Raw genomic sequence first — 17380 nt, forward strand, 5'->3', positions numbered from 1 at the left:
TTGTCGTTTGATAAAGAAGATAGTCACCGGCCTGCTGCTGATGCTGGCCTTGCTCCTCGTTGCTGCGGGTCTCGTGGCCGCCTGCTACTGGCGTCCCGCCCTGGCGCCCAGCAAGCCGCCGCCAGCAGACGCTTTCTCAACACAGGTGGTCGAACAGGGGCGGATCTTGGCCGGCATCGGCAATTGCGCCGCCTGCCACACGGCCCAAGGCGGCGCCGATTATGCGGGCGGGCGCGGCATGGCCACGCCGTTCGGCACGATTTACGCCAGCAATCTGACGCCCGATACGCAGACCGGCATAGGCCGCTGGTCGCTGGCCGCGTTCCAGCGCGCCATGCGCGAAGGCGTGCGCCGCGATGGCGAACATTTGTACCCGGTATTTCCCTACACACACTTTACGCTCGTCAACGAAGCCGACCTGACGGCCTTGTACGCCTATTTCATGACGCGCCCGCCCGTGTACGCCGCGCCACACGCGAACAGCTTGCCGTTTCCCTTGAACTTGCGGACCTTGCAGGCAGGCTGGAAATTGTTGTACTTCAAGCCTGCCGCCTTCCAGACGAATCCCGCGCAGGGGCTGGACTGGAACCGGGGCCGCTACCTGGCTGAAGGGCTGGCCCATTGCGCCAGTTGCCACACGCCGCGCAATACGCTGGGCGCCGAGATTGCCAGCTCCGCTTACCTGGGCCGCCCCATGCATCATTGGTATGCACCGGCCTTGAGCAGCGCCAACACGGCGCCGTTGCCATGGACGGCAGACGAGCTGTACGCCTTCTTGCGCACGGGCAGCACGGCCTTGCACGGCGTGGCGGCCGGGCCCATGGCCCAGGTGGTGCAGGGATTGAAAGAAGCACCCGACAGCGACGTGCGCGCACTGTCCGTGTATTTTGCCGACGTGGCCGGTGCGGCCCGGCGCAAGGTCGATGTGGAGGCCGTCGTCAAAGAGGGAATCGCACACTCGCAAAAGGTCAGCCTGGTCGACAATGACCGGGGCGCCAGCCTGTATGTGGCGGCCTGCGCCGCGTGCCACTCGAACAGCGATGGCCGGCCGGTGGTGCTGCGCCCTGAGCTGAGCTTGAACAGCGCCGTCAGCTTGCCCGATCCGGCCAATCTGATCCAGGTGATCTTGCACGGCTCGAGCAAGCCAGGACTCATGCCGGGTTTTGCGCAAGCGTTGTCAGACGCCGACATCGCCCAACTGGCGGCTTATCTGCGCCGCAGCCGCAGCCATCAGCCGGCCTGGCCCGAGCTGGAAGCGGCCGTGGCGCGCACCCGTGCCGCCAAGTCACTCAATGGAAAAGATTAGATGCATCAGATTACCGTCAATGGCCAGCCCCATAGCATCGATACCGATCCGCAAACGCCCTTGCTGTGGGTGTTGCGCGATATCGTCAAGTTGACCGGCACCAAGTTTGGCTGCGGCATCGGCCTGTGCGGCGCCTGCACCGTGCACGTGGATGGGCGCGCCGTGCGCTCGTGCATCATGCCGATTGCTTCTGTCGAAGCGTGCGCCATCACCACCATCGAAGGCTTGTCGGCAGATGGAAAACATCCTTTGCAGCAAGCGTGGATCGCCGCGCAAGCGCCCCAGTGCGGTTATTGCCAGTCGGGCCAGATCATGCAGGCAGCCACCTTGCTGCGCGATTATCCGCAACCCACCGATGCCAATATCGACGCCGTGATGAGTGGCAACCTGTGCCGCTGCATGGCCTATGTGCGCATCCGCAAGGCGATCAAGCTGGCCGCCGCCGACATGCAGGAGGCGCCGCCCCATGCATGATTCCTCGCCTGTCTCGCCGGACCGGCGCGGTTTCCTGATCGCTGCCGCCGGCACCGGTTTTACGCTGGCCTTTTTGCGTGCCGATCATTCCCTGGCCGATAGCAAGCTGGCGCCGGCCGTAGCAAAGCAAGAGGCTGTGCCTGCGTTCGATCCCGGCATCTGGTTCAATATTGAGCACGACGGCATCGTCACCGTCAATATTGCCAGGGCAGAAGTGGGCCAGCATATCGGCACGGCGCTGGCGCGCATCATCGCCGAGGAGCTGGACGCCGATTGGGACAAAGTGCGCCTGCATTATGTCGCTAGCGATCCGCAGTGGGGGCAGATGGTGACGGCCGGCAGCCGTTCCGTGTGGCAAGATTTCGATCCGCTCAGCCGCGCTGGCGCGGCTGGCCGCATTGCCCTGATCGAGGAGGGCGCCAAGCTTTTGCGTGTACCCGTCGCGGCATGCACCGCAAAAAAGGGCGTGGTGCATGGACATGGCCGCTCTGTTTCTTTTGGCGAAATCGTGCGCCGTGGCAAGCTGGCCCGCCACTACACGCCCGCGCAATTACAGGCAATCACTCTGAAAACGCCGCCGCAGCGTACTTTGATCGGCCAGGGCGTGCAGGCGCTCGACATCCCCGCGAAAACGGATGGCTCGGCCATCTACGGCATCGATGTGCAAGTCGAGGGCATGGTGTATGCGCGGCCAAAGATGCCCCCCACGCGCCACGGCGCCAGGGTGGTGTCCATCGACGACACGGCGGCCCGTAACATCACCGGTTATCTGGGGGCGGCAGCCTTGAACGACCCCAGCAACACCGTACCCGGCTGGGTCATGGTGTATGCCGATTCCTATGCGGCGGCCAGCCGCGCGGCCGAACTGGTGCAAGTGAAATGGCGCACGGGTGCGGCCGCGCATGTGTCGGAGCAGGACATCCTTGCCTATGCTAGCAAGCAACTCCACGATGCCAGCCTGGGCGCGCGCGTAGTCGATGACGATGGCCTGGAGCAAGCATTCAAGGGCGCGGCACTGACGCTGGAGCGCCATTACACCACCAGCACCGTGCTGCATTTTGAGCTCGAACCGCTCAATGCGCTGGTGCAGCACATCGATGGCGTGTGGCATGTGCATGCCGGCAACCAGGCGCCATCGCTGATCTTGCCGGTGCTGGCGCAAGCCTTGAAAGTACCAGAAAGCCAGATCATTCTGCACGCCTATCTGCTGGGTGGCAATCTGGGGCGCCGCCTGAATGGCGATTATTGCGTGCCGGCCGCGCTGGCGGCGCAGGCGCTGGGCCGGCCCGTCAAGATGATTTGCACGCGTGCCGACGATAGCCATTTTGACTCGCCCCGTTCGCCTTCGCTGCAGCATCTGCGTTTGGCTTTCGATGGCGCGGGCAAGGTGACGGCCATGCAGCACGAGGCCAGCGCCGGCTGGCCCGCGCAGGCCATGCATCCTGCCTGGCTGGCCAAGGACAGGCAAGGCCATCCGTATGACCCGTCCGCCATCGCTGGCGCCGACCACTGGTACACGGTGGGCGCGCAGCGCGTGCGGACCATTTCCAACGACCTGGCCAATAGCAGTTTCCGCCCCGGCTGGCTGCGCGCCACGGGGCCGGGCTGGACCAGCTGGGCGGTGGAAAGTTTCATGGACGAGGCGGCGCAGGCGGCCAAGGCCGATCCGCTCGATTTCCGCTTGTCGCTATTGCAGGGGGCGGGGCGCAATGCGGGGGGCGCCGAGCGCCTGGCCCACGTCTTGCGGCGCGCGGCGGAAAAAGCTGGCTGGGGTGCGGCCATGCCGGCCGACACGGGCCTGGGCATCGCCGCCACGGCTGGCCAGCAGCGCGATATGCCGACCTGGACGGCGTGCGTGGCCAGGCTCAGGGTGGACCGCAAGACGTGCATGGTGCAAGTCGAAAAGCTGACCCTGGTGATAGACGCCGGTGTGATTATTGATCCCGATGGCGCGCTGGCGCAAGCCGAGGGCGGCGCTCTGCTGGGCCTGAGCATGGCGCTCCATGAAGGCACGGCTTTCGTCAACGGCGCAGTGAAGGATAGCAATCTGAATTCTTACTTGCCTTTGCGCATGGCCGACGTGCCGGAACTGGACATCGAATTTGTCAGCAGCAGCTACCCGTCGACGGGCCTGGGCGAACCGCCCGTCACTGTCGTCGCGCCCGCCATCGGCAATGCCATCTTTGCGGCCGTGGCGGCGCGCGTGCGGCATTTGCCGATACGGCCGGAAGCGGTCTTGAAGGCGCTGGACCGGCATGGCGCCGTGTGATCAGCTTGACCACACAGTTGGTTGCATGCCATGCGCGAGCGGGCGCAGGCTGGTACACTCAAGGCTGCCGCCTGGCACAACATTGAGCGTATCAATGCCATGCCCGGTTCGGCCTAACCAGCGCGATTGTGGAGGCAGACATGCAAGAACAATTTGTCAGCATCACGGCGGATGAACTGCAACTGGATGGCGTCCTCGTTTTACCCGAACGAGCGGTCGGCATCGTGCTGTTTGCCCATGGATCCAGCCTGGCTGGCGGCGGCGATTACCTGAACGCCGCTACTCAGGCCACTTCCCAGGACTTCTTGCGCGCCGGCATCGCGACCCTGCGATTCGACCAGGGCGATGTTGCGCCTGCCGGCGGCAGCAACGGCCATGCCTACTTTGTGCATAGCGACATCGTCTTGCTGGCGCGCCAGCTGGAAAAAGCCTTGCGCTGGCTGCAGGTGGACGTTTCCACGCGGCACTTGCCTTGCGGCTTGTATGGCGATGGCGTCAGCGCGGCCGTGGTGATGCAACTGGCGGCATGGAGCGGCAACCAGGTCGCTGCGCTGGCCGTTTGCGATGGGCAGATGGGCATGGCGGGCAAGACCACGCTGGAAAATGTGCGCGTGCCCTCGCTGCTGATGGTGGGCGGCCACGACCCGGATGTGCTGGGCCTGAACCGCATGGCCTTTGCCACCTTGCATTGCGATAAACAGCTTGAACAGATCGCCGCACCGGGCGGCCTGGACGCCCGCCACCAGGCCGCCTTGCTGGCCACCGACTGGTACACCCATCATTTCAATGGACATGCCAGTACGGTGCAGTAGTTTTACAAGGGTTAGCGCAGATTGCGGGCATGGAAGCGCACATGCTCTTCCATGAAGCTGGCGATAAAGTAATAGCCATGGTCATAGCCGGCATGGCGGCGCAGTTGCAAGGGCTGGCCGGCGTCTTGGCAGGCCGCTTCGAACACCTCGGGCAATAGTTGTTCAGGCAAGAATTTGTCGGCCAGGCCCTGGTCGATCAATATGCCTTGGGGAAACAACGCTGGCCGGCCTTGCTGGCTGCGTATCAGTGCGCTGGCGTCGTAGCTTGCCCAGCTGCTTGTATCGCCGCCCAGATAACCCGTGAATGCTTTCTTGCCCCATGGGCACAGCGATGGCGCGGCGATCGGTGCGAAGGCCGATACGGAACGGAACAGCTCTGGATTGCGCAGGGCCAGCACCAGCGCGCCATGGCCGCCCATGGAGTGGCCAAAAATACCGGTGCGCTGGGGATCGATGCCCAGTTCCTGCACCAGCAGGGCGCGCAATTCCAGCAGGTAGCTATACATGCGGTAGTGGCTGCTCCATGGCGCTTCGGTAGCATCGACATAAAAGCCGGCGCCCACGCCGAAATCCCAGGACTCGCTTTCGCCCGCGATATTGGCGCCCCGGGGGCTGGTGTCGGGCGCGATCAACATCAAGCCTTCTTCGGCCGCCACGCGCTGGGCGCCGCCCTTGATCATGAACGTTTCTTCGGTGCAGGTCAGGCCGGCCAGGTAAAACAGGGCGGGGTGTTGCTTATCGGCCGAGGCTGCTTGCGCGCCAGCCGGAATAAACACGGAAAAACGCATCGGCAAGCCGATGGCGTGTGCGTCGTGGCGGTAAAAACGTTGTACGCCGCCAAAACAGGCGTGCTCACTCAACAGTTCCAGCATGAATTCTCCTTGTCAATCCCACAGTATAGCCAGAGTGGCATTGCACAGCGTGAGGATGTAATAAATTATGATCGACATTTATATAAAATTCCGTGTATGCTAGATACATGATGATCATCATCAATTATTCAATCACGGGAGATAAATCATGCAATACAGTACATTCGGCCGCCGCACGGGCTTGCGCGTCTCGCAACTGGCTTTGGGCACGGGCAATTTCGGCACGGGCTGGGGGTATGGCTCCGAGCGCGCAGAGGCAAAAGCCGTGTTTGACGGCTATGTGGCGGCAGGCGGTAATTTCATCGACACGGCCGACACCTATCAGGTGGGCCAATCGGAGCAATTGGTCGGCGATTTCATTGCCGCCGAGCGCGATCATTTCGTGCTGGCCAGCAAATACACACTCGGTGGTGCGCCCAATGGCGGCCTGTCGCGCACCGGCAATAGCCGCAAGAATATGATCCAGTCTGTGGAAGCGAGCCTGAAGCGGCTGAAGACGGACCGCATTGACCTGTACTGGGCGCATTTCAGCGATGGCGTCACGCCCATCGATGAAATCGTGCGCGCCTTCGATGACCTGGTGCGTTCCGGCAAGATCCTGTATGCAGGCTTGTCGAACTTTCCCGCCTGGCGCATCGCCCGCGCCGATCTGCTGGCCGAGTTACGTGGCTGGGCGCCATTGATCGCCATCCAGACCGAATACAGCCTGGTCGAGCGCAGCGCCGACCGCGAATTGCTGCCCATGGCCGAGGCGCTGGGCCTGGGCGCGGCATTGTGGTCGCCATTGGGTGGCGGGCTGTTGACCGGCAAGTACCGCGACAGCAAGGAGGGCCGCCTGACGGGCCTGGGCGGCGTGCTGGTGCATACAGAGAAAAGCGCGCGCGAAACGGCCATCCTCGATGCCGTGCTGGCCATCGCCGCTGAGCTGGATGCTGCGCCCGGTGAAATTGCCATCGCCTGGCTGCTGGCCAGGGCGGCGCGCTCATCGACGGCGCTGGTGCCCATCCTCGGTTCGCGCACGCGCAGCCAGCTCGACGCCACCCTGGGTGCCTTGGCGCTGAGCTTGACGCCAGAGCAACTGCAGCGCCTGGACACCGCCAGCGCCATCGCCTTGGGTGCGCCATTCGAGGCGATCGCCAATAGCACGGGCAATATCACGGGCGGGCAGGGCACCTTGTTGCGGGCGCCATTCCTTCCTGTCGCCTAGTTTATCCTCACCACTTGCAGCCGCTGTCGCCGGTAGCGCCCTTGAGCAGGAAAGGGATTTTCGCCAGGCCCTCGAACTTGAGGTTGCCTATTTGTGGCTTGTAATCGTTATCGCATTTGGGGCGGGCGGCGCGGGCGATGGCAGACTGCGCTGGCTCGCCAGTTGCCACAGCACCAGCGCATGCACCAGTACCATCGTCGTGACGGCGAGGGCTGGCCTGCGCGGCAGCGTTGTCATGTGTTCAGCAATGCCACCACGGCAGGCAGGATGACTTGCGCCGGGGCTTCAGTCTTGAACGCCAGCAAATGATCGGCGCGTGTCTTGCCCAGGTTGATGGCGGCCAAGGGCTTGCCCGTTTCTGCCGCCATCCGGCACAGGCGAAAGCTGGAATACACCATTACGGATGAACCGATGACCAGCAGTGCGCTGGCTTCTTCCATCTTGCGCTGTGCTTCGGCTGCACACTCGAGCGTTACGCCATCGCCGAAAAACACCACGTCGGGTTTGAGTACGCCGCCGCATTGCGGGCAGTGCGGAACATGAAAGGAGGCCAGTTGCGAAGGCTCCAGCAGGGCGTCGCCATCGGGCGCTGGCGTGGCGATGGCGCCCGCCATCTGTGGATTGTTTTGCTCCAGCATATCCTGGATGAAGCGGCGCGTATAAGCGGCATGGCAAGCCAGGCAGACCACGCCATGTATGCTGCCGTGCAATTCCGTCACGTCATCGCTGCCCGCTTGCTGGTGCAAGCCATCCACGTTTTGCGTAATCAAGCCACCGACGTGGCCTTGTTGCGCCAGTTGGGCAATGGCCAGGTGGCCCGCATTCGGCGTGGCGCGCGACAGCAATGGCCAGCCGACCATGCTGCGCGCCCAGTAGCGGCGGCGCACGGCTTCCTGGCGGCGAAATTCGGGTCCCTGGACGGGGGCATTTCCTCGCCGCACGCCATCCGCGTCGCGATAATCGGGTATGCCGGACGCCGTGCTGATGCCGGCCCCCGTCAGCAGCAGCACGTCCGGATGGCGTAGCAGGAATTGCGCCAGCTGTTCGACCGCCCGTCGTTCCTTGTCGGGTTGTAGGCTGGAAAAGGAAAAAATTTGCATGATGCGCCATACTAACCGAAGCATGGCGCTGGCGTTTGCTGGGGTTGCCTGCGGCTTTATTCCAGTTTCATGCCAAAGCGCTGCAAGCGCGGCTGCCAGTGATCCTGGATATTGGCCGAGACGAGGATGCGCTCGGCCTTGCCGATCAGCAGTTCGCGGGGCACGAAACCGAAGTAGCGCGAATCGGCGCTGTTGTCGCGGTTATCGCCCAGCATCAGATAATGATCGGCAGGCACGGTGACGGGGCCAAAGCTGCGTAGTGCCGGCAGTTGCGCCAGTACCTGGATGCGATGCGCATGGCCGTCGTTGCCGTTGTTGCCGGTATTGCTTTCACTGATGTGCTGGGCCGTCAATTGGCCTACATGGTCGACGGTTTCCGGCACGCTATCGAGCATGGTGTACTGGGCCGGGCGGCCATTGATGGTCAAATGTTCATCGCGCATTTGCAAGGTATCGCCGGGCAGGGCAATGACGCGCTTGATCAGCCGCGTGCCATCCTTGGGCGAGAAAAAGGTGACGATATCGCCCCGTTCCGGTTCGCCCAGGCGCTGCAGCACGATATTGGTCAGCGGTACTTTCAAGTTGAAAGCGAGGCGGTTGACGAACACCACGTCGCCTTCCAGCAAGTTGGGCCGCATGGAGCCGGAGGGGATGGGATTCCAGTCAGCTACGGCCGTGCGGAATACGCCGAACAGCAGCAAAAACATCAAAAAGCCTTTGTTGGCCCGCATCCATGGTTTCATCGTGTCTCACTCTGGGCCTGTGCCCGTGATCGTTGGGAATGCGCGTCGTGTTACTCGTCTTATTACTCGCGCAATAGCTACGATGCAGGGTGAGACTGAAGACTGTCTTAAATAGGCATCTTAAAGGTAGCACAGGGATGCTGAAGGACAGGCATGTGTTGCATGTCAGCGTCAGCCCCTGCCGCTTTTACTGGCGCCGGCAAGGCGACTGTGTGTCGTCTTTCTTGCGTGTTCCTTTGGATACTTGCTTGCCGCCCAGTTCTTCCCACAGTTCGCCCAGCGCGACCAGCAAACCGCCTGCGACCAGGGGAATGGCGACCAGCCATGGCGTATCGGCGAGCCACGGCCCCAGCAGTATTGCCGAGACGATGGCGACGGTGAGCAAACCCCACCAGAAACGCCGGGGATGCTTGAGGGTGTATAGCTGCTGCAGCTCATTCATATATGTATTCATAAGTCCTCCTTGGTCAACATACGGTACAGCCGGGCGGCAAGGATGCTGCTGGCAGCGATGACGAAGCAGCCATCGAGAAAGAACAGCACCATGCCGATCAGATGCATGCCATGTGACAGGTAAGCAGGCAAGTCGTGCACTTCCACCCATTGCGTCATCCATGCCAGCATGATGGCGGCGGCAAAAATCACCATTGCCAACGCAAGCATCAGCAGCACCTGTTCAAACAGGCGGTTGCGCAGTTTCATGTTGGACTCTGCAAGCTATAAAAGATTCAAAAACTTTGAGAACTCACTAAGCTTGACGTTATCAGTCCAATCTTGTCCTGCCTTGCGCTGGCATAAAGTCGCGCGCCCTGCTGCAAAAAGAGAATTTAAGTCAGGAAATCCTTGGTTTGCCTAGATGTCGAGCTTTTCATTGCGCCGTTCAAAGTACAGCAAGTCCGACCATTCCTGCTGGAAAAGCATGGCTTTTTCTGCCCTGCCATATTGATTGAAACCATTGCGCTGCATGACGGCGATCGAGCCCAGGTTTTGCGGCTGTATCGTCGTTTCCAGTCGCCACAGGTCCAGCTTGCCGAATGCTTCTTCCAGCAGCAATGCCACGATGCGCGTGGCGTAGCCGCGTCCGCCGAATTTTTCACCCACGCGGTAGCCCAGCTGCGCCTTGTTGAAATACGGGCGCGTGACGGCGGTCAGATTGATGCGTCCGACGATCTGCCCGTCCAGCTTGGCCAGGTATTGGTGCGAGATATCTTGCTGGCGTTCGCGCTGGGCCTGTTCGATGACGGCGTCTATGGTCTCCAGGCTGTAATACGAGGGCGCGCGGGCGGCAACCCAGGTTTCAAAATAAGCACGGTTTTCAAGCTCGAAGGCCAGCAATTCGTGTAGGTCGGCGCCGGCGAGCGGGTGCAGTTGGAGGTGGTTGAAATCTGACATGGGTGCTCGTAAAAAAGAGTTGCGCCATTATAATCAGGCAGCGCATTTTGCAGCGCACTGACTCCCTTCATGAAGGAAACCCATGCTGTCCCATGTTTTTATCGGCACCAACGATTTCCCCCGCGCTTATCCGCTTTACACGGCACTGATGCACGAACTGGATCTGACCGAAAAATTTCAGCACCCAGCTCAGTCTGTTGCAGGCTGGATGGCGAAGGATGCGCCGCGGCCACTGTTCGTATTGAGCGCCCCCTATGACGGCTTGCCGGCAGTGCCAGGCAATGGACAAATGATCGCCTTCCTGGCGGGTAGCCGCGCGCAAGTGGACCGATGCCACGCAGCCGTGCTGGCGCAAGGCGCCGTCTGTGAAGGTCCGCCCGGCCTGCGGCCGCATTACCATCCTGATTACTATGGCGCGTATTTCCGCGATCTGGATGGCAACAAACTGTGCGTCTGCTGCCATCGCGCAGAATAGTTCAGCCCTGTCGCCAGACCTGGGATTCGGTCCAACCCAGTTCAAGAAAATCCTGTGCCCGCTCATCGGCTTCGCCGGCACAGAAAAATTCATCGAGCTGCGGCGCTTCCACGCGGGTGCCGGCCAGCATGGCGTGCACTTGCCCACGGTGATGGATCTGGTGCTGGAACAGATGCGCCAGCAGGCGCAGGCGGGTGTCGATCTGCGGCCTGTCGCGCAAAATCGTCACGGGCCGCGCAAGGTCCGCATCGCACAAGCTGCGGCAATGGGCGAGCAGGCGTTCATCGGACGCGCGCTGCGCCGCGTGCAGCGAGGCGCAATCGTCGAACGGTTCATCCTTTTCAAAGAATACATAACAGTCGGGATGTGGCGCCTGGCCGCGCAATTCGCGCTCGAGAGCATCGAGATAAAACCAGTCGCAGGTCAGGATATGGTTCAGGGTGAACTGGATGGTGGGAAAAAAGCTCGTGCGCGTGGCCTGGAATTCGGCCTGGGTCAACAGGCCGCACGCTTTCAGCAAACGGTGGTTGGCCCAGGCATTGTTATAAGCCTGGCTGGCGACATGGCGGGCTAGCGCGTTGTTCATGGATTACCTGGCAAAATACAGCGCATGCAGATGTTCCAGGTTCACTTCGGACGCTGGCTGCGAGAGCGCCACTTTACCACTTTGCAACAGATAAACATGGTCGGCCACGCCCACGGCGCGGGCCGTATTCTGCTCGACCAAAATAATGGTGCGCGTGCCATCCTTCAGCCGTTCCAAAATGGTAAACAGCTCGTTGACCACCAGCGGCGCCAGGCCCAGCGAGGGCTCGTCGATGATCAACAGCGACGGATCGGACATCAAGCCGCGCGCCATCGCCAGCATCTGCGCCTCGCCGCCCGACAGCGAGCCGGCCAGCTGGCGGCGCCGTTCGTGCAGGCGGGGGAACATGGCCCAGGCTTGTTCCAGGCGCGCCTTGCAGTGCGCGCGGTGCGCCAGTCCGAACACGCCCATGATCAGGTTTTCTTCCACGCTCATGTCGCGGAAAACCATGCGCCCTTCGGGGATCATGGTCACGCCGGTGTCGCCCATTTTCCAGGTGGGCGTGCCATTGAGGATTTTGTTATCGAGGATGATCTGTCCCGCGCTGGCCGGCAGCAAGCCCATGATGGCACGCAGCAGGGTGGTCTTGCCGGCGCCGTTCGGACCGATGATGGTGGTCAGCTTGCCCTTTTCAATGTTCAGCGAGACATCCCACAACACATTGATGGCGCCATAACCGGCGCGCAGATTCTCTATCTTAAGCATGGGACGCTCCCGTATAACTTTCAATCACGGCCGGATCGCGGAAAACGGTGTCCGGCGCACCATCGGCGATCAGCTGGCCAAAATTGAGCACGGCCACGCGCTGGCACAGATTGCTGATGGTTTCGATGTCATGCTCGATCATCACGATGCCCACGCCGAACTTCGCATGCAGGTCTTTCAGCATGCCCATGAAGCGGCGCTTGCCATTCGTTTCCAGGCCGGCCAGCACTTCATCGAGCAGCAGCAGTTTGGGATTCGTGGCCAGCGCCTTGGCTACCTCCAGCGCCTTCAATTCCGTCAGCGCCAGTTCGCTGGCCGCATCGCGTTCGGCTTTGTTCGCCAGGCTGGTGAAGTCCAGGATTTCATCGATCTTGCGCATGTCGACCTTGCCGGTGCCGAAGCGCTGCGCCACGATCAGGTTTTCGCGCACCGTCAATTCATGCATAGGCTGCGGAATCTGGAAGCTGCGGCCCAGGCCCAAGCGTGCGCGCTGGTACATGGGCGTGGCCATGATGTCGCGACCTTCGAAACGGATGGCGCCACCGGTGGGACGCACCAGTCCTGAAATCGCGTTGAACAGGGTAGTTTTGCCGGCGCCATTGGCGCCCACCAGGCCGATCACATCGTGGCTGCCCACCTTCAGGGTGACCCTGTCGACGGCCGTCAGGCCCCCGAAGCGCACCGAGACATTATCGAGTTCAAGCATGTTTTTCTCCCTCGGCCTTGGCTTTGCCCTTGAACAGTTTGCGCAGCAGCGGCAGCAAGCCGTTCGGGCTGAAAACGATCATCGCCACCAGCAATACCCCCAGCACCAGCTGGTGGCCGGTGGGGATCAGCGACTTGAAGATCAACTGGTCGACCAGGTAGACCACCACTGCGCCCAGCACGGGGCCGAGGATGGTGCGGTAGCCGCCGAAGATGGCTGCCACGATAGGCAAGGTGACCCACAGGCTGCTGAAGGCATAGTCGGGTTCCAGAAAATTGATGTAGTGCGCATTGAAGGCGCCGAACAGGCCGGCCATGAAAGCCGACACCAGCAGCATCGCGCCTTTCAGCAGCGTGCTGTTGACGCCCACCACGCGCGTCGCGTCTTCGCTGTCGTGCATGGCGCGCAGGGCGATGCCGTAATGGCTGGAACGGATGCGGCTATAGGCAAATGCGCAGGCGACGGTCAGCGTCAGCACCACCAGGTAGGCGCCCGTCTTGCTGGCCAGGTCGAAGCCAAACACGGTGGGCAGGGTGGGGATGTTGTTCACGCCGCCGGCGCCGCCCGTGACGGAACTCCATTCGGTGGCCAGGATGCGGAAGATGTGGGCGTAGGCCAGAATGGCCAGCGCAAAATAGGGCCCGCGCAGGCGCAGCACGGGCAGCATGATGATGGCTGCCAGCGCCGCACCCAAGCCGCCCAGCAGCATTCCGGCAAACACGGGCAGGCCCAGTTTCACGGTGCTCAAGGCCGAGACATAAGCGCCCACGCCAAAGAAGGCCGCATGGCCGAAGCTGACCATGCCACCCAGATTGCCCAGCAAGGCCCACGACAGGGCCACGCCGCCGATGATCAGGGCGGCTACCACCATGCTCATCACATACTGGTTGCTGCCCAGGGCCAGCGGCACCGCGAGGTAGGCCGCCAGCAGCAGAATGACGGAAAATACTGTTGAACGTTTCATCCACGCCTCCGCTGTGCACCGAACAAGCCGTTCGGCATGATGAACAGGACCAGCAGGAACAGCACCATGCCCGACAATTCCTGCAGCGCCGAACTGGCCAGGGTGACGGTCAAGGCTTCGGCCACGCCCAGCAGCACGGCGGCAATCAGCACGCCGGGGATCGAGCCGATGCCGGCCAATACCGTGATGATGAAAGCCTTGACCGTCAGTGCGCCGCCATAGGCTGGCTGGATCACGCCATAGCTGAACAGGGCCACGCCCGCAAACGCGGCCAGGATGCCGGCCACCAAAAAGGAAACCAGCTCCGTGCGGCCCGGGTCGATGCCCATCAGCTTGGCCGCGTCGCGGTTGCTGGACACGGCGCGCACGGCGCGGCCATACCAGCTGGTCGACAGCCAGCGCCAAAGGGCCGCCATCAGCAGCAGGCTGACGCCGAAGAAAATGACTTCGCTGCGCATGCTGAAGAATGGTCCGATCTCGATCCCTTCCTGCAGCCAGCTGGAAGAAGTGGAACGGATATCGGCCTTCCAGATCAGCAGGATGGCGTTGGTAAGGATCACGCCGATGCCGTAGGTGAGTATCAGCGAATTGATTTCGCGGTCTTTCTTGATGCGGCTGACGATGGCGTACACGCCGACCGAGGCCAGGCTGACGATCACCAGCGCGATGGGGATGGCGAACATCGGTCCCAGGCCCAGGCCGGACTCCACGCTGTAGGCGATATAGGCGGCCAGCAGCACCAGTTCGCCGTGCGCCAGGTTGATCACTTTCATGGTGCCGAACACCAGCGCCAGGCCAAGCGCGATCAGGGCGTAGGAACCGCCCTGCAGCAGGCCCGAATACAGGGCTTGCAGGATTAATTCTGTCATGTCTTTATCCCGTCAGGCAGCCCGGCGCGGGCCAGAACTGCCGTTGATCGAAACACGCCCAAGGTGGACGCATGTATGCAGGAAGAGTGGGCGCTTACCAGGGCACTGCTGGGTAGATGAGTTTGCCGGTGGCGTTTTCCTTGGGCCAGACGATCACCACTTTCTTGTCCTGGTGCTGCGCCATGCGGTGCACGAAATTCTGGTTGTCGCCATTGGCGGCGAACTGCACCCGGCCGATCAGGGTGTCGCGGTCGGTCTTGCGCATTTCCTCGGCCACGCCGCCTTTTTTAATCGTGCCCTTGTCGGCCGCGCGCGCGATCGCTTCGAACAGCAGCATCGATTGCACATAGCCGAACTGGCCCAGGTAATCGGGTTCCTTCTTGTACAACTGGCGGTAGGTATCGCTGAAAGCCTTGCCGTCGGCCGTCTTGAATTCGGTAGGGAAGGGCAGCAGCGCCGTGCCGAACACGTTCGGCATCAAATCAGGGAAATCGGCCGCCATCTTGGGCGTGGCCAGCGACCAGACGCCGACCATGGCCTTGACCTTCGGTTTGAGCACGCGGGCGGCGCGGATGATGCCCACATAATCGTTTTCATAACCGACCATGGCGACCACTTCGGATTTGTCCTGCAGCTTGATCTTGTTGATGATGGGCTTGAAGTCCGTGATGGCCGGGTCAAACGAGTGGGTGGTCACTTTCACGCCCTTGGCGGCCAGGGCTTTTTCCACATCCTTGGCCAGGCCGGTGGTGGCGTCCTTGGTGGAGTACACGATGGAGACGGATTTCGCGCCCACATCCTGCAGCAGTCCCAGCATGGCTTTTTCGTAGCCGGCCGTGTTATTGATGCGGAAAAAATTCTTGCGCCCGCTGGCCACCAGGCTGTCGTCCACGCCGCCCGAGGTGATGTAGACCAGGCCCAGTTTATTGGCCGTGTCGGAGGCGGGCGAGATGTTGTTGGAACCGTAGCCGCCCGTGATGGCCACCACGCCCTGGCTGGCCAGTTTTTCAACGGCGGCAATCGCCTTGGCCGGCGCCGATTCGTCGTCGACGGTGACGATCTTGATCTTGTGCTTGCCGTTGGTTTTGTTGAACACCTCGGCGGCAACCATGATCCCCTCCTGCATGCCGGCGCCGACGCGCGCCAGGTTGCCTGTCAAAGGGATTTCGGCGCCGACCAGGAATTCATCGGCGCTGGCATGGGACATCCAGGCGCTGGAAACCAGCGTGGCAAGGGCGATGCGCTTGATGGCGTAATTCAGTGTGTGCTTCATCGTGTCTCCTCCGGTAATATGCGCCGGCGCCAGGATGGGCGCCGGCTTGACAAGCCGCTGCTATTGTCGGCTTTCTTGTTGTTTTACTGCTGCCAGTCTTGCGCCATTTTCCGCAGCTGGCCTTTCAAAATCTTGCCGGTGGCCGCCGCCGGCAGCGCCTCCATGACGACGATGGTCGACGGGCATTTGTAGGGCGACAGCGTGTGCGCCAGGTAGTCTTGCAGGGCCGCCACCGTCGCAGGCTGGCGCGGGTCCAGCTCCACGTAGGCGATGACTTCTTCATTGCCGTCTGCCACGCTGCGCCCGACCACGGCCGATTGCACCACGGACGGGTGGGCGTTCAGCGCCGTTTCCACTTCCAGCGGATAGACATTGAAGCCCGAGCGGATAATCAGCTCCTTGGTGCGCCCGACGATGAACAGCGCGCCGTCCGCATCCTGGCGCGCCATGTCGCCTGTATTCAACCAGCCGCCTGCGCGCATAGTGGCCGCCGTCATGGCCGCTTCGTGGTAATAGCCGGCCATGATGTTCGGTCCGTGTATCCACAGTTCGCCTGGCTCGCCGGGGGCGACATCGTTGCCTGCCACGTCGACCACGCGCACGCTTACGCCCGGTATCGGCGTGCCGACCGAATCGTCGTGACGCGGTGTTTCCAGGCGCGTCTGGCTGATGGTGGGCGCGCTTTCTGTCATGCCATAGCCATTGTGCAGCGCTGTGCCCAGCAGCTTTTCCACGTCGCGTTTGAGCGAGGGCGCCAGTGGCGAGCCGCCCGCGTAGGCGAAGCGCAGCTGCGTCGCCAGCGGTGTGTCCGCGCCGCCCAGGGTTTGCAGCAGCTTGGCATACATGGCGGGTACGCCCTGCACGATGGTCAAGCCATCGTCTTTTAACGCCGCCAGCAGGCCGGCCGTGGTAAAACGCGGCACCAGATACAGGCTGGCGCCCGCATACAGGGTGCCCAGGGTGACCGAGGCGAGGCCGTACACGTGCGAAATGGGCAGCACGCCATAGGCGCGGTCGCTGCGGCTCAAGCCGCGCAAGGTGCTGGACACGGCGGCGATAAACAGCAGGTTGCGATGGGTCAGCATCACGCCTTTCGACTGGCCCGTGGTGCCGGTGGTGTAGATCAGCGCGGCCACTTGTTCATTGCCGGTCACGGTGTTTTCCGCCACCGCTGACATATTGAGTTCTCCCGCCAGCAGCCCACCCATGCCATCGATACTGGCAGGTATTGCGCCGTACCGCGCCGCATGGGCTGCCGCTTCCGGCGAATTGGCGGTCAAGAACAGCACACGCCGTGCACCGGCGTGCTCAAAGATGGTGTCGACTTCGCGCGGCGACAAGCGCGCATTGACGTTGACGATCCAGGCATCGATGCTGGCGCAAGCGAAGATCAGCGCCACTTGCTGGGCGCAGTTTTCACCGACCACCATCAGGCGGTCGCCGGCGCGCACGTCCAGCGCGCGCAGCAATTGCACGGCGCTGTCCACACTTTGCTGCAGCTGGGCGTAAGTCCAGTGACGGCCATCTTCATGCAGGGCGGGTGCATCGGGCGTGCGCGCCGCCCAGTGGGCAGGAATGGCTGACAGGCGCGCCGGCAAGCCGGCCAGCAGGGCAGGGATATCCATCA

At 62.0% G+C, this 17380-nt stretch carries 19 protein-coding genes; 6 read left to right on the forward strand and 13 right to left on the reverse strand.

Annotated elements, in window-relative coordinates:
• Positions 1-7 precede the first annotated feature (7 nt).
• From HDE72_RS08040 to HDE72_RS08055, 4 genes are all read left to right on the forward strand, one after another.
• Positions 8-1306, forward strand: coding sequence for a cytochrome c (locus HDE72_RS08040; RefSeq protein ID WP_183738684.1), 1299 nt, complete (start codon positions 8-10; stop codon positions 1304-1306).
• Positions 1307-1780 (forward strand): (2Fe-2S)-binding protein, encoded by a 474-nt coding sequence (locus HDE72_RS08045; protein WP_183738686.1) that lies wholly within the window; start codon positions 1307-1309, stop codon positions 1778-1780.
• Positions 1773-4049, forward strand: coding sequence for a xanthine dehydrogenase family protein molybdopterin-binding subunit (locus HDE72_RS08050; protein WP_183738688.1), 2277 nt, complete (start codon positions 1773-1775; stop codon positions 4047-4049). Before HDE72_RS08045 ends, HDE72_RS08050 begins: the two co-directional genes overlap by 8 nt.
• Positions 4050-4189: 140 nt before the next feature.
• A complete protein-coding gene (locus HDE72_RS08055; RefSeq protein ID WP_183738690.1) occupies positions 4190-4861 on the forward strand; it encodes an alpha/beta hydrolase in 672 nt (223 codons plus the stop codon).
• A gap of 11 nt (positions 4862-4872) precedes the next feature.
• Here the strand turns inward: HDE72_RS08055 and fghA are convergent, their stop codons facing one another.
• Entirely contained in the window at positions 4873-5733 is an 861-nt protein-coding gene (gene fghA / locus HDE72_RS08060) for an S-formylglutathione hydrolase (protein WP_311735222.1), read from the reverse strand.
• A gap of 148 nt (positions 5734-5881) precedes the next feature.
• Between fghA and HDE72_RS08065 the strand changes: the two genes are divergently transcribed.
• Positions 5882-6940, forward strand: a complete 1059-nt coding sequence (locus HDE72_RS08065) for an aldo/keto reductase (protein WP_183738692.1) — start codon at positions 5882-5884, stop codon at positions 6938-6940.
• A gap of 233 nt (positions 6941-7173) precedes the next feature.
• Here the strand turns inward: HDE72_RS08065 and HDE72_RS08070 are convergent, their stop codons facing one another.
• The 5 genes from HDE72_RS08070 to HDE72_RS08090 all read right to left on the reverse strand — a co-directional run bounded on the left by HDE72_RS08070 (position 7174) and on the right by HDE72_RS08090 (position 10175).
• Positions 7174-8040 carry an NAD-dependent protein deacetylase gene (locus HDE72_RS08070; RefSeq protein WP_183738693.1) on the reverse strand — a complete coding sequence of 289 codons (867 nt, stop codon included), beginning with the start codon at positions 8038-8040 and terminating at the stop codon, positions 7174-7176.
• Positions 8041-8096: 56 nt separating this feature from the next.
• Positions 8097-8783, reverse strand: a complete 687-nt coding sequence (gene lepB, locus HDE72_RS08075; RefSeq protein WP_183738695.1) for a signal peptidase I — start codon at positions 8781-8783, stop codon at positions 8097-8099.
• A 187-nt stretch (positions 8784-8970) separates the two neighbouring features.
• The gene (locus HDE72_RS08080; protein WP_183738697.1) at positions 8971-9237 is read right to left on the reverse strand and encodes a hypothetical protein; all 267 of its coding nucleotides are present in this window, start codon (positions 9235-9237) and stop codon (positions 8971-8973) included.
• A complete protein-coding gene (locus HDE72_RS08085; protein ID WP_183738699.1) occupies positions 9234-9485 on the reverse strand; it encodes a hypothetical protein in 252 nt (83 codons plus the stop codon). Before HDE72_RS08085 ends, HDE72_RS08080 begins: the two co-directional genes overlap by 4 nt.
• A gap of 150 nt (positions 9486-9635) precedes the next feature.
• Complete coding sequence (locus tag HDE72_RS08090; protein ID WP_183738702.1) at positions 9636-10175, reverse strand: GNAT family N-acetyltransferase; 540 nt, start codon at positions 10173-10175, stop codon at positions 9636-9638.
• 82 nt (positions 10176-10257) lie between these two features.
• On the opposite strand from HDE72_RS08090, the gene HDE72_RS08095 reads away from it, so the two are divergent.
• Positions 10258-10650 carry a VOC family protein gene (locus HDE72_RS08095; protein WP_183738704.1) on the forward strand — a complete coding sequence of 131 codons (393 nt, stop codon included), beginning with the start codon at positions 10258-10260 and terminating at the stop codon, positions 10648-10650.
• A 1-nt stretch (position 10651) separates the two neighbouring features.
• Here the strand turns inward: HDE72_RS08095 and HDE72_RS08100 are convergent, their stop codons facing one another.
• From HDE72_RS08100 to HDE72_RS08130, 7 genes are all read right to left on the reverse strand, one after another.
• Positions 10652-11236: a DinB family protein gene (locus tag HDE72_RS08100; protein WP_183738706.1), complete on the reverse strand. Its 585-nt coding sequence runs from the start codon at positions 11234-11236 to the stop codon at positions 10652-10654.
• Between the two features lie 3 nt (positions 11237-11239).
• Complete coding sequence (locus HDE72_RS08105) at positions 11240-11941, reverse strand: ABC transporter ATP-binding protein (protein WP_183738708.1); 702 nt, start codon at positions 11939-11941, stop codon at positions 11240-11242.
• Positions 11934-12647, reverse strand: coding sequence for an ABC transporter ATP-binding protein (locus tag HDE72_RS08110; protein WP_183738710.1), 714 nt, complete (start codon positions 12645-12647; stop codon positions 11934-11936). The genes HDE72_RS08105 and HDE72_RS08110 overlap by 8 nt, the downstream gene beginning before the upstream one ends.
• Positions 12640-13611 carry a branched-chain amino acid ABC transporter permease gene (locus HDE72_RS08115; protein WP_183738712.1) on the reverse strand — a complete coding sequence of 324 codons (972 nt, stop codon included), beginning with the start codon at positions 13609-13611 and terminating at the stop codon, positions 12640-12642. Before HDE72_RS08115 ends, HDE72_RS08110 begins: the two co-directional genes overlap by 8 nt.
• The gene (locus tag HDE72_RS08120) at positions 13608-14480 is read right to left on the reverse strand and encodes a branched-chain amino acid ABC transporter permease (RefSeq protein ID WP_183738714.1); all 873 of its coding nucleotides are present in this window, start codon (positions 14478-14480) and stop codon (positions 13608-13610) included. Before HDE72_RS08120 ends, HDE72_RS08115 begins: the two co-directional genes overlap by 4 nt.
• Before the next feature lie 94 nt (positions 14481-14574).
• On the reverse strand, positions 14575-15753 hold the full coding sequence (locus HDE72_RS08125; protein WP_183738716.1) for an ABC transporter substrate-binding protein: 1179 nt from the start codon (positions 15751-15753) through the stop codon (positions 14575-14577).
• Between the two features lie 83 nt (positions 15754-15836).
• Positions 15837-17378 (reverse strand): class I adenylate-forming enzyme family protein, encoded by a 1542-nt coding sequence (locus HDE72_RS08130; protein ID WP_260176568.1) that lies wholly within the window; start codon positions 17376-17378, stop codon positions 15837-15839.
• Between the last annotated feature and the right edge of the window lie 2 nt (positions 17379-17380).

It is taken from the genome of Janthinobacterium saanense, from assembly GCF_014200675.1.
GTDB lineage: Bacteria > Pseudomonadota > Gammaproteobacteria > Burkholderiales > Burkholderiaceae_D > Janthinobacterium.

Excerpts from the sequence above, each read along its gene's own strand:
- HDE72_RS08045 (WP_183738686.1), top strand. The coding sequence starts at position 1,307 with ATGCATCAGATTACCGTCAATGGCCAGCCCCATAGCATCGATACCGAT.
- HDE72_RS08130 (WP_260176568.1), bottom strand. The coding sequence starts at position 17,378 with ATGGATATCCCTGCCCTGCTGGCCGGCTTGCCGGCGCGCCTGTCAGCC.
- HDE72_RS08125 (WP_183738716.1), bottom strand. The coding sequence starts at position 15,753 with ATGAAGCACACACTGAATTACGCCATCAAGCGCATCGCCCTTGCCACG.
- fghA (WP_311735222.1), bottom strand. The coding sequence starts at position 5,733 with ATGCTGGAACTGTTGAGTGAGCACGCCTGTTTTGGCGGCGTACAACGT.
- HDE72_RS08110 (WP_183738710.1), bottom strand. The coding sequence starts at position 12,647 with ATGCTTGAACTCGATAATGTCTCGGTGCGCTTCGGGGGCCTGACGGCC.
- HDE72_RS08100 (WP_183738706.1), bottom strand. The coding sequence starts at position 11,236 with ATGAACAACGCGCTAGCCCGCCATGTCGCCAGCCAGGCTTATAACAAT.
- HDE72_RS08115 (WP_183738712.1), bottom strand. The coding sequence starts at position 13,611 with ATGAAACGTTCAACAGTATTTTCCGTCATTCTGCTGCTGGCGGCCTAC.
- HDE72_RS08070 (WP_183738693.1), bottom strand. The coding sequence starts at position 8,040 with ATGCAAATTTTTTCCTTTTCCAGCCTACAACCCGACAAGGAACGACGG.
- HDE72_RS08095 (WP_183738704.1), top strand. The coding sequence starts at position 10,258 with ATGCTGTCCCATGTTTTTATCGGCACCAACGATTTCCCCCGCGCTTAT.
- HDE72_RS08090 (WP_183738702.1), bottom strand. The coding sequence starts at position 10,175 with ATGTCAGATTTCAACCACCTCCAACTGCACCCGCTCGCCGGCGCCGAC.
- HDE72_RS08085 (WP_183738699.1), bottom strand. The coding sequence starts at position 9,485 with ATGAAACTGCGCAACCGCCTGTTTGAACAGGTGCTGCTGATGCTTGCG.
- HDE72_RS08105 (WP_183738708.1), bottom strand. The coding sequence starts at position 11,941 with ATGCTTAAGATAGAGAATCTGCGCGCCGGTTATGGCGCCATCAATGTG.
- HDE72_RS08050 (WP_183738688.1), top strand. The coding sequence starts at position 1,773 with ATGCATGATTCCTCGCCTGTCTCGCCGGACCGGCGCGGTTTCCTGATC.
- HDE72_RS08120 (WP_183738714.1), bottom strand. The coding sequence starts at position 14,480 with ATGACAGAATTAATCCTGCAAGCCCTGTATTCGGGCCTGCTGCAGGGC.
- lepB (WP_183738695.1), bottom strand. The coding sequence starts at position 8,783 with ATGAAACCATGGATGCGGGCCAACAAAGGCTTTTTGATGTTTTTGCTG.
- HDE72_RS08065 (WP_183738692.1), top strand. The coding sequence starts at position 5,882 with ATGCAATACAGTACATTCGGCCGCCGCACGGGCTTGCGCGTCTCGCAA.
- HDE72_RS08055 (WP_183738690.1), top strand. The coding sequence starts at position 4,190 with ATGCAAGAACAATTTGTCAGCATCACGGCGGATGAACTGCAACTGGAT.
- HDE72_RS08080 (WP_183738697.1), bottom strand. The coding sequence starts at position 9,237 with ATGAATACATATATGAATGAGCTGCAGCAGCTATACACCCTCAAGCAT.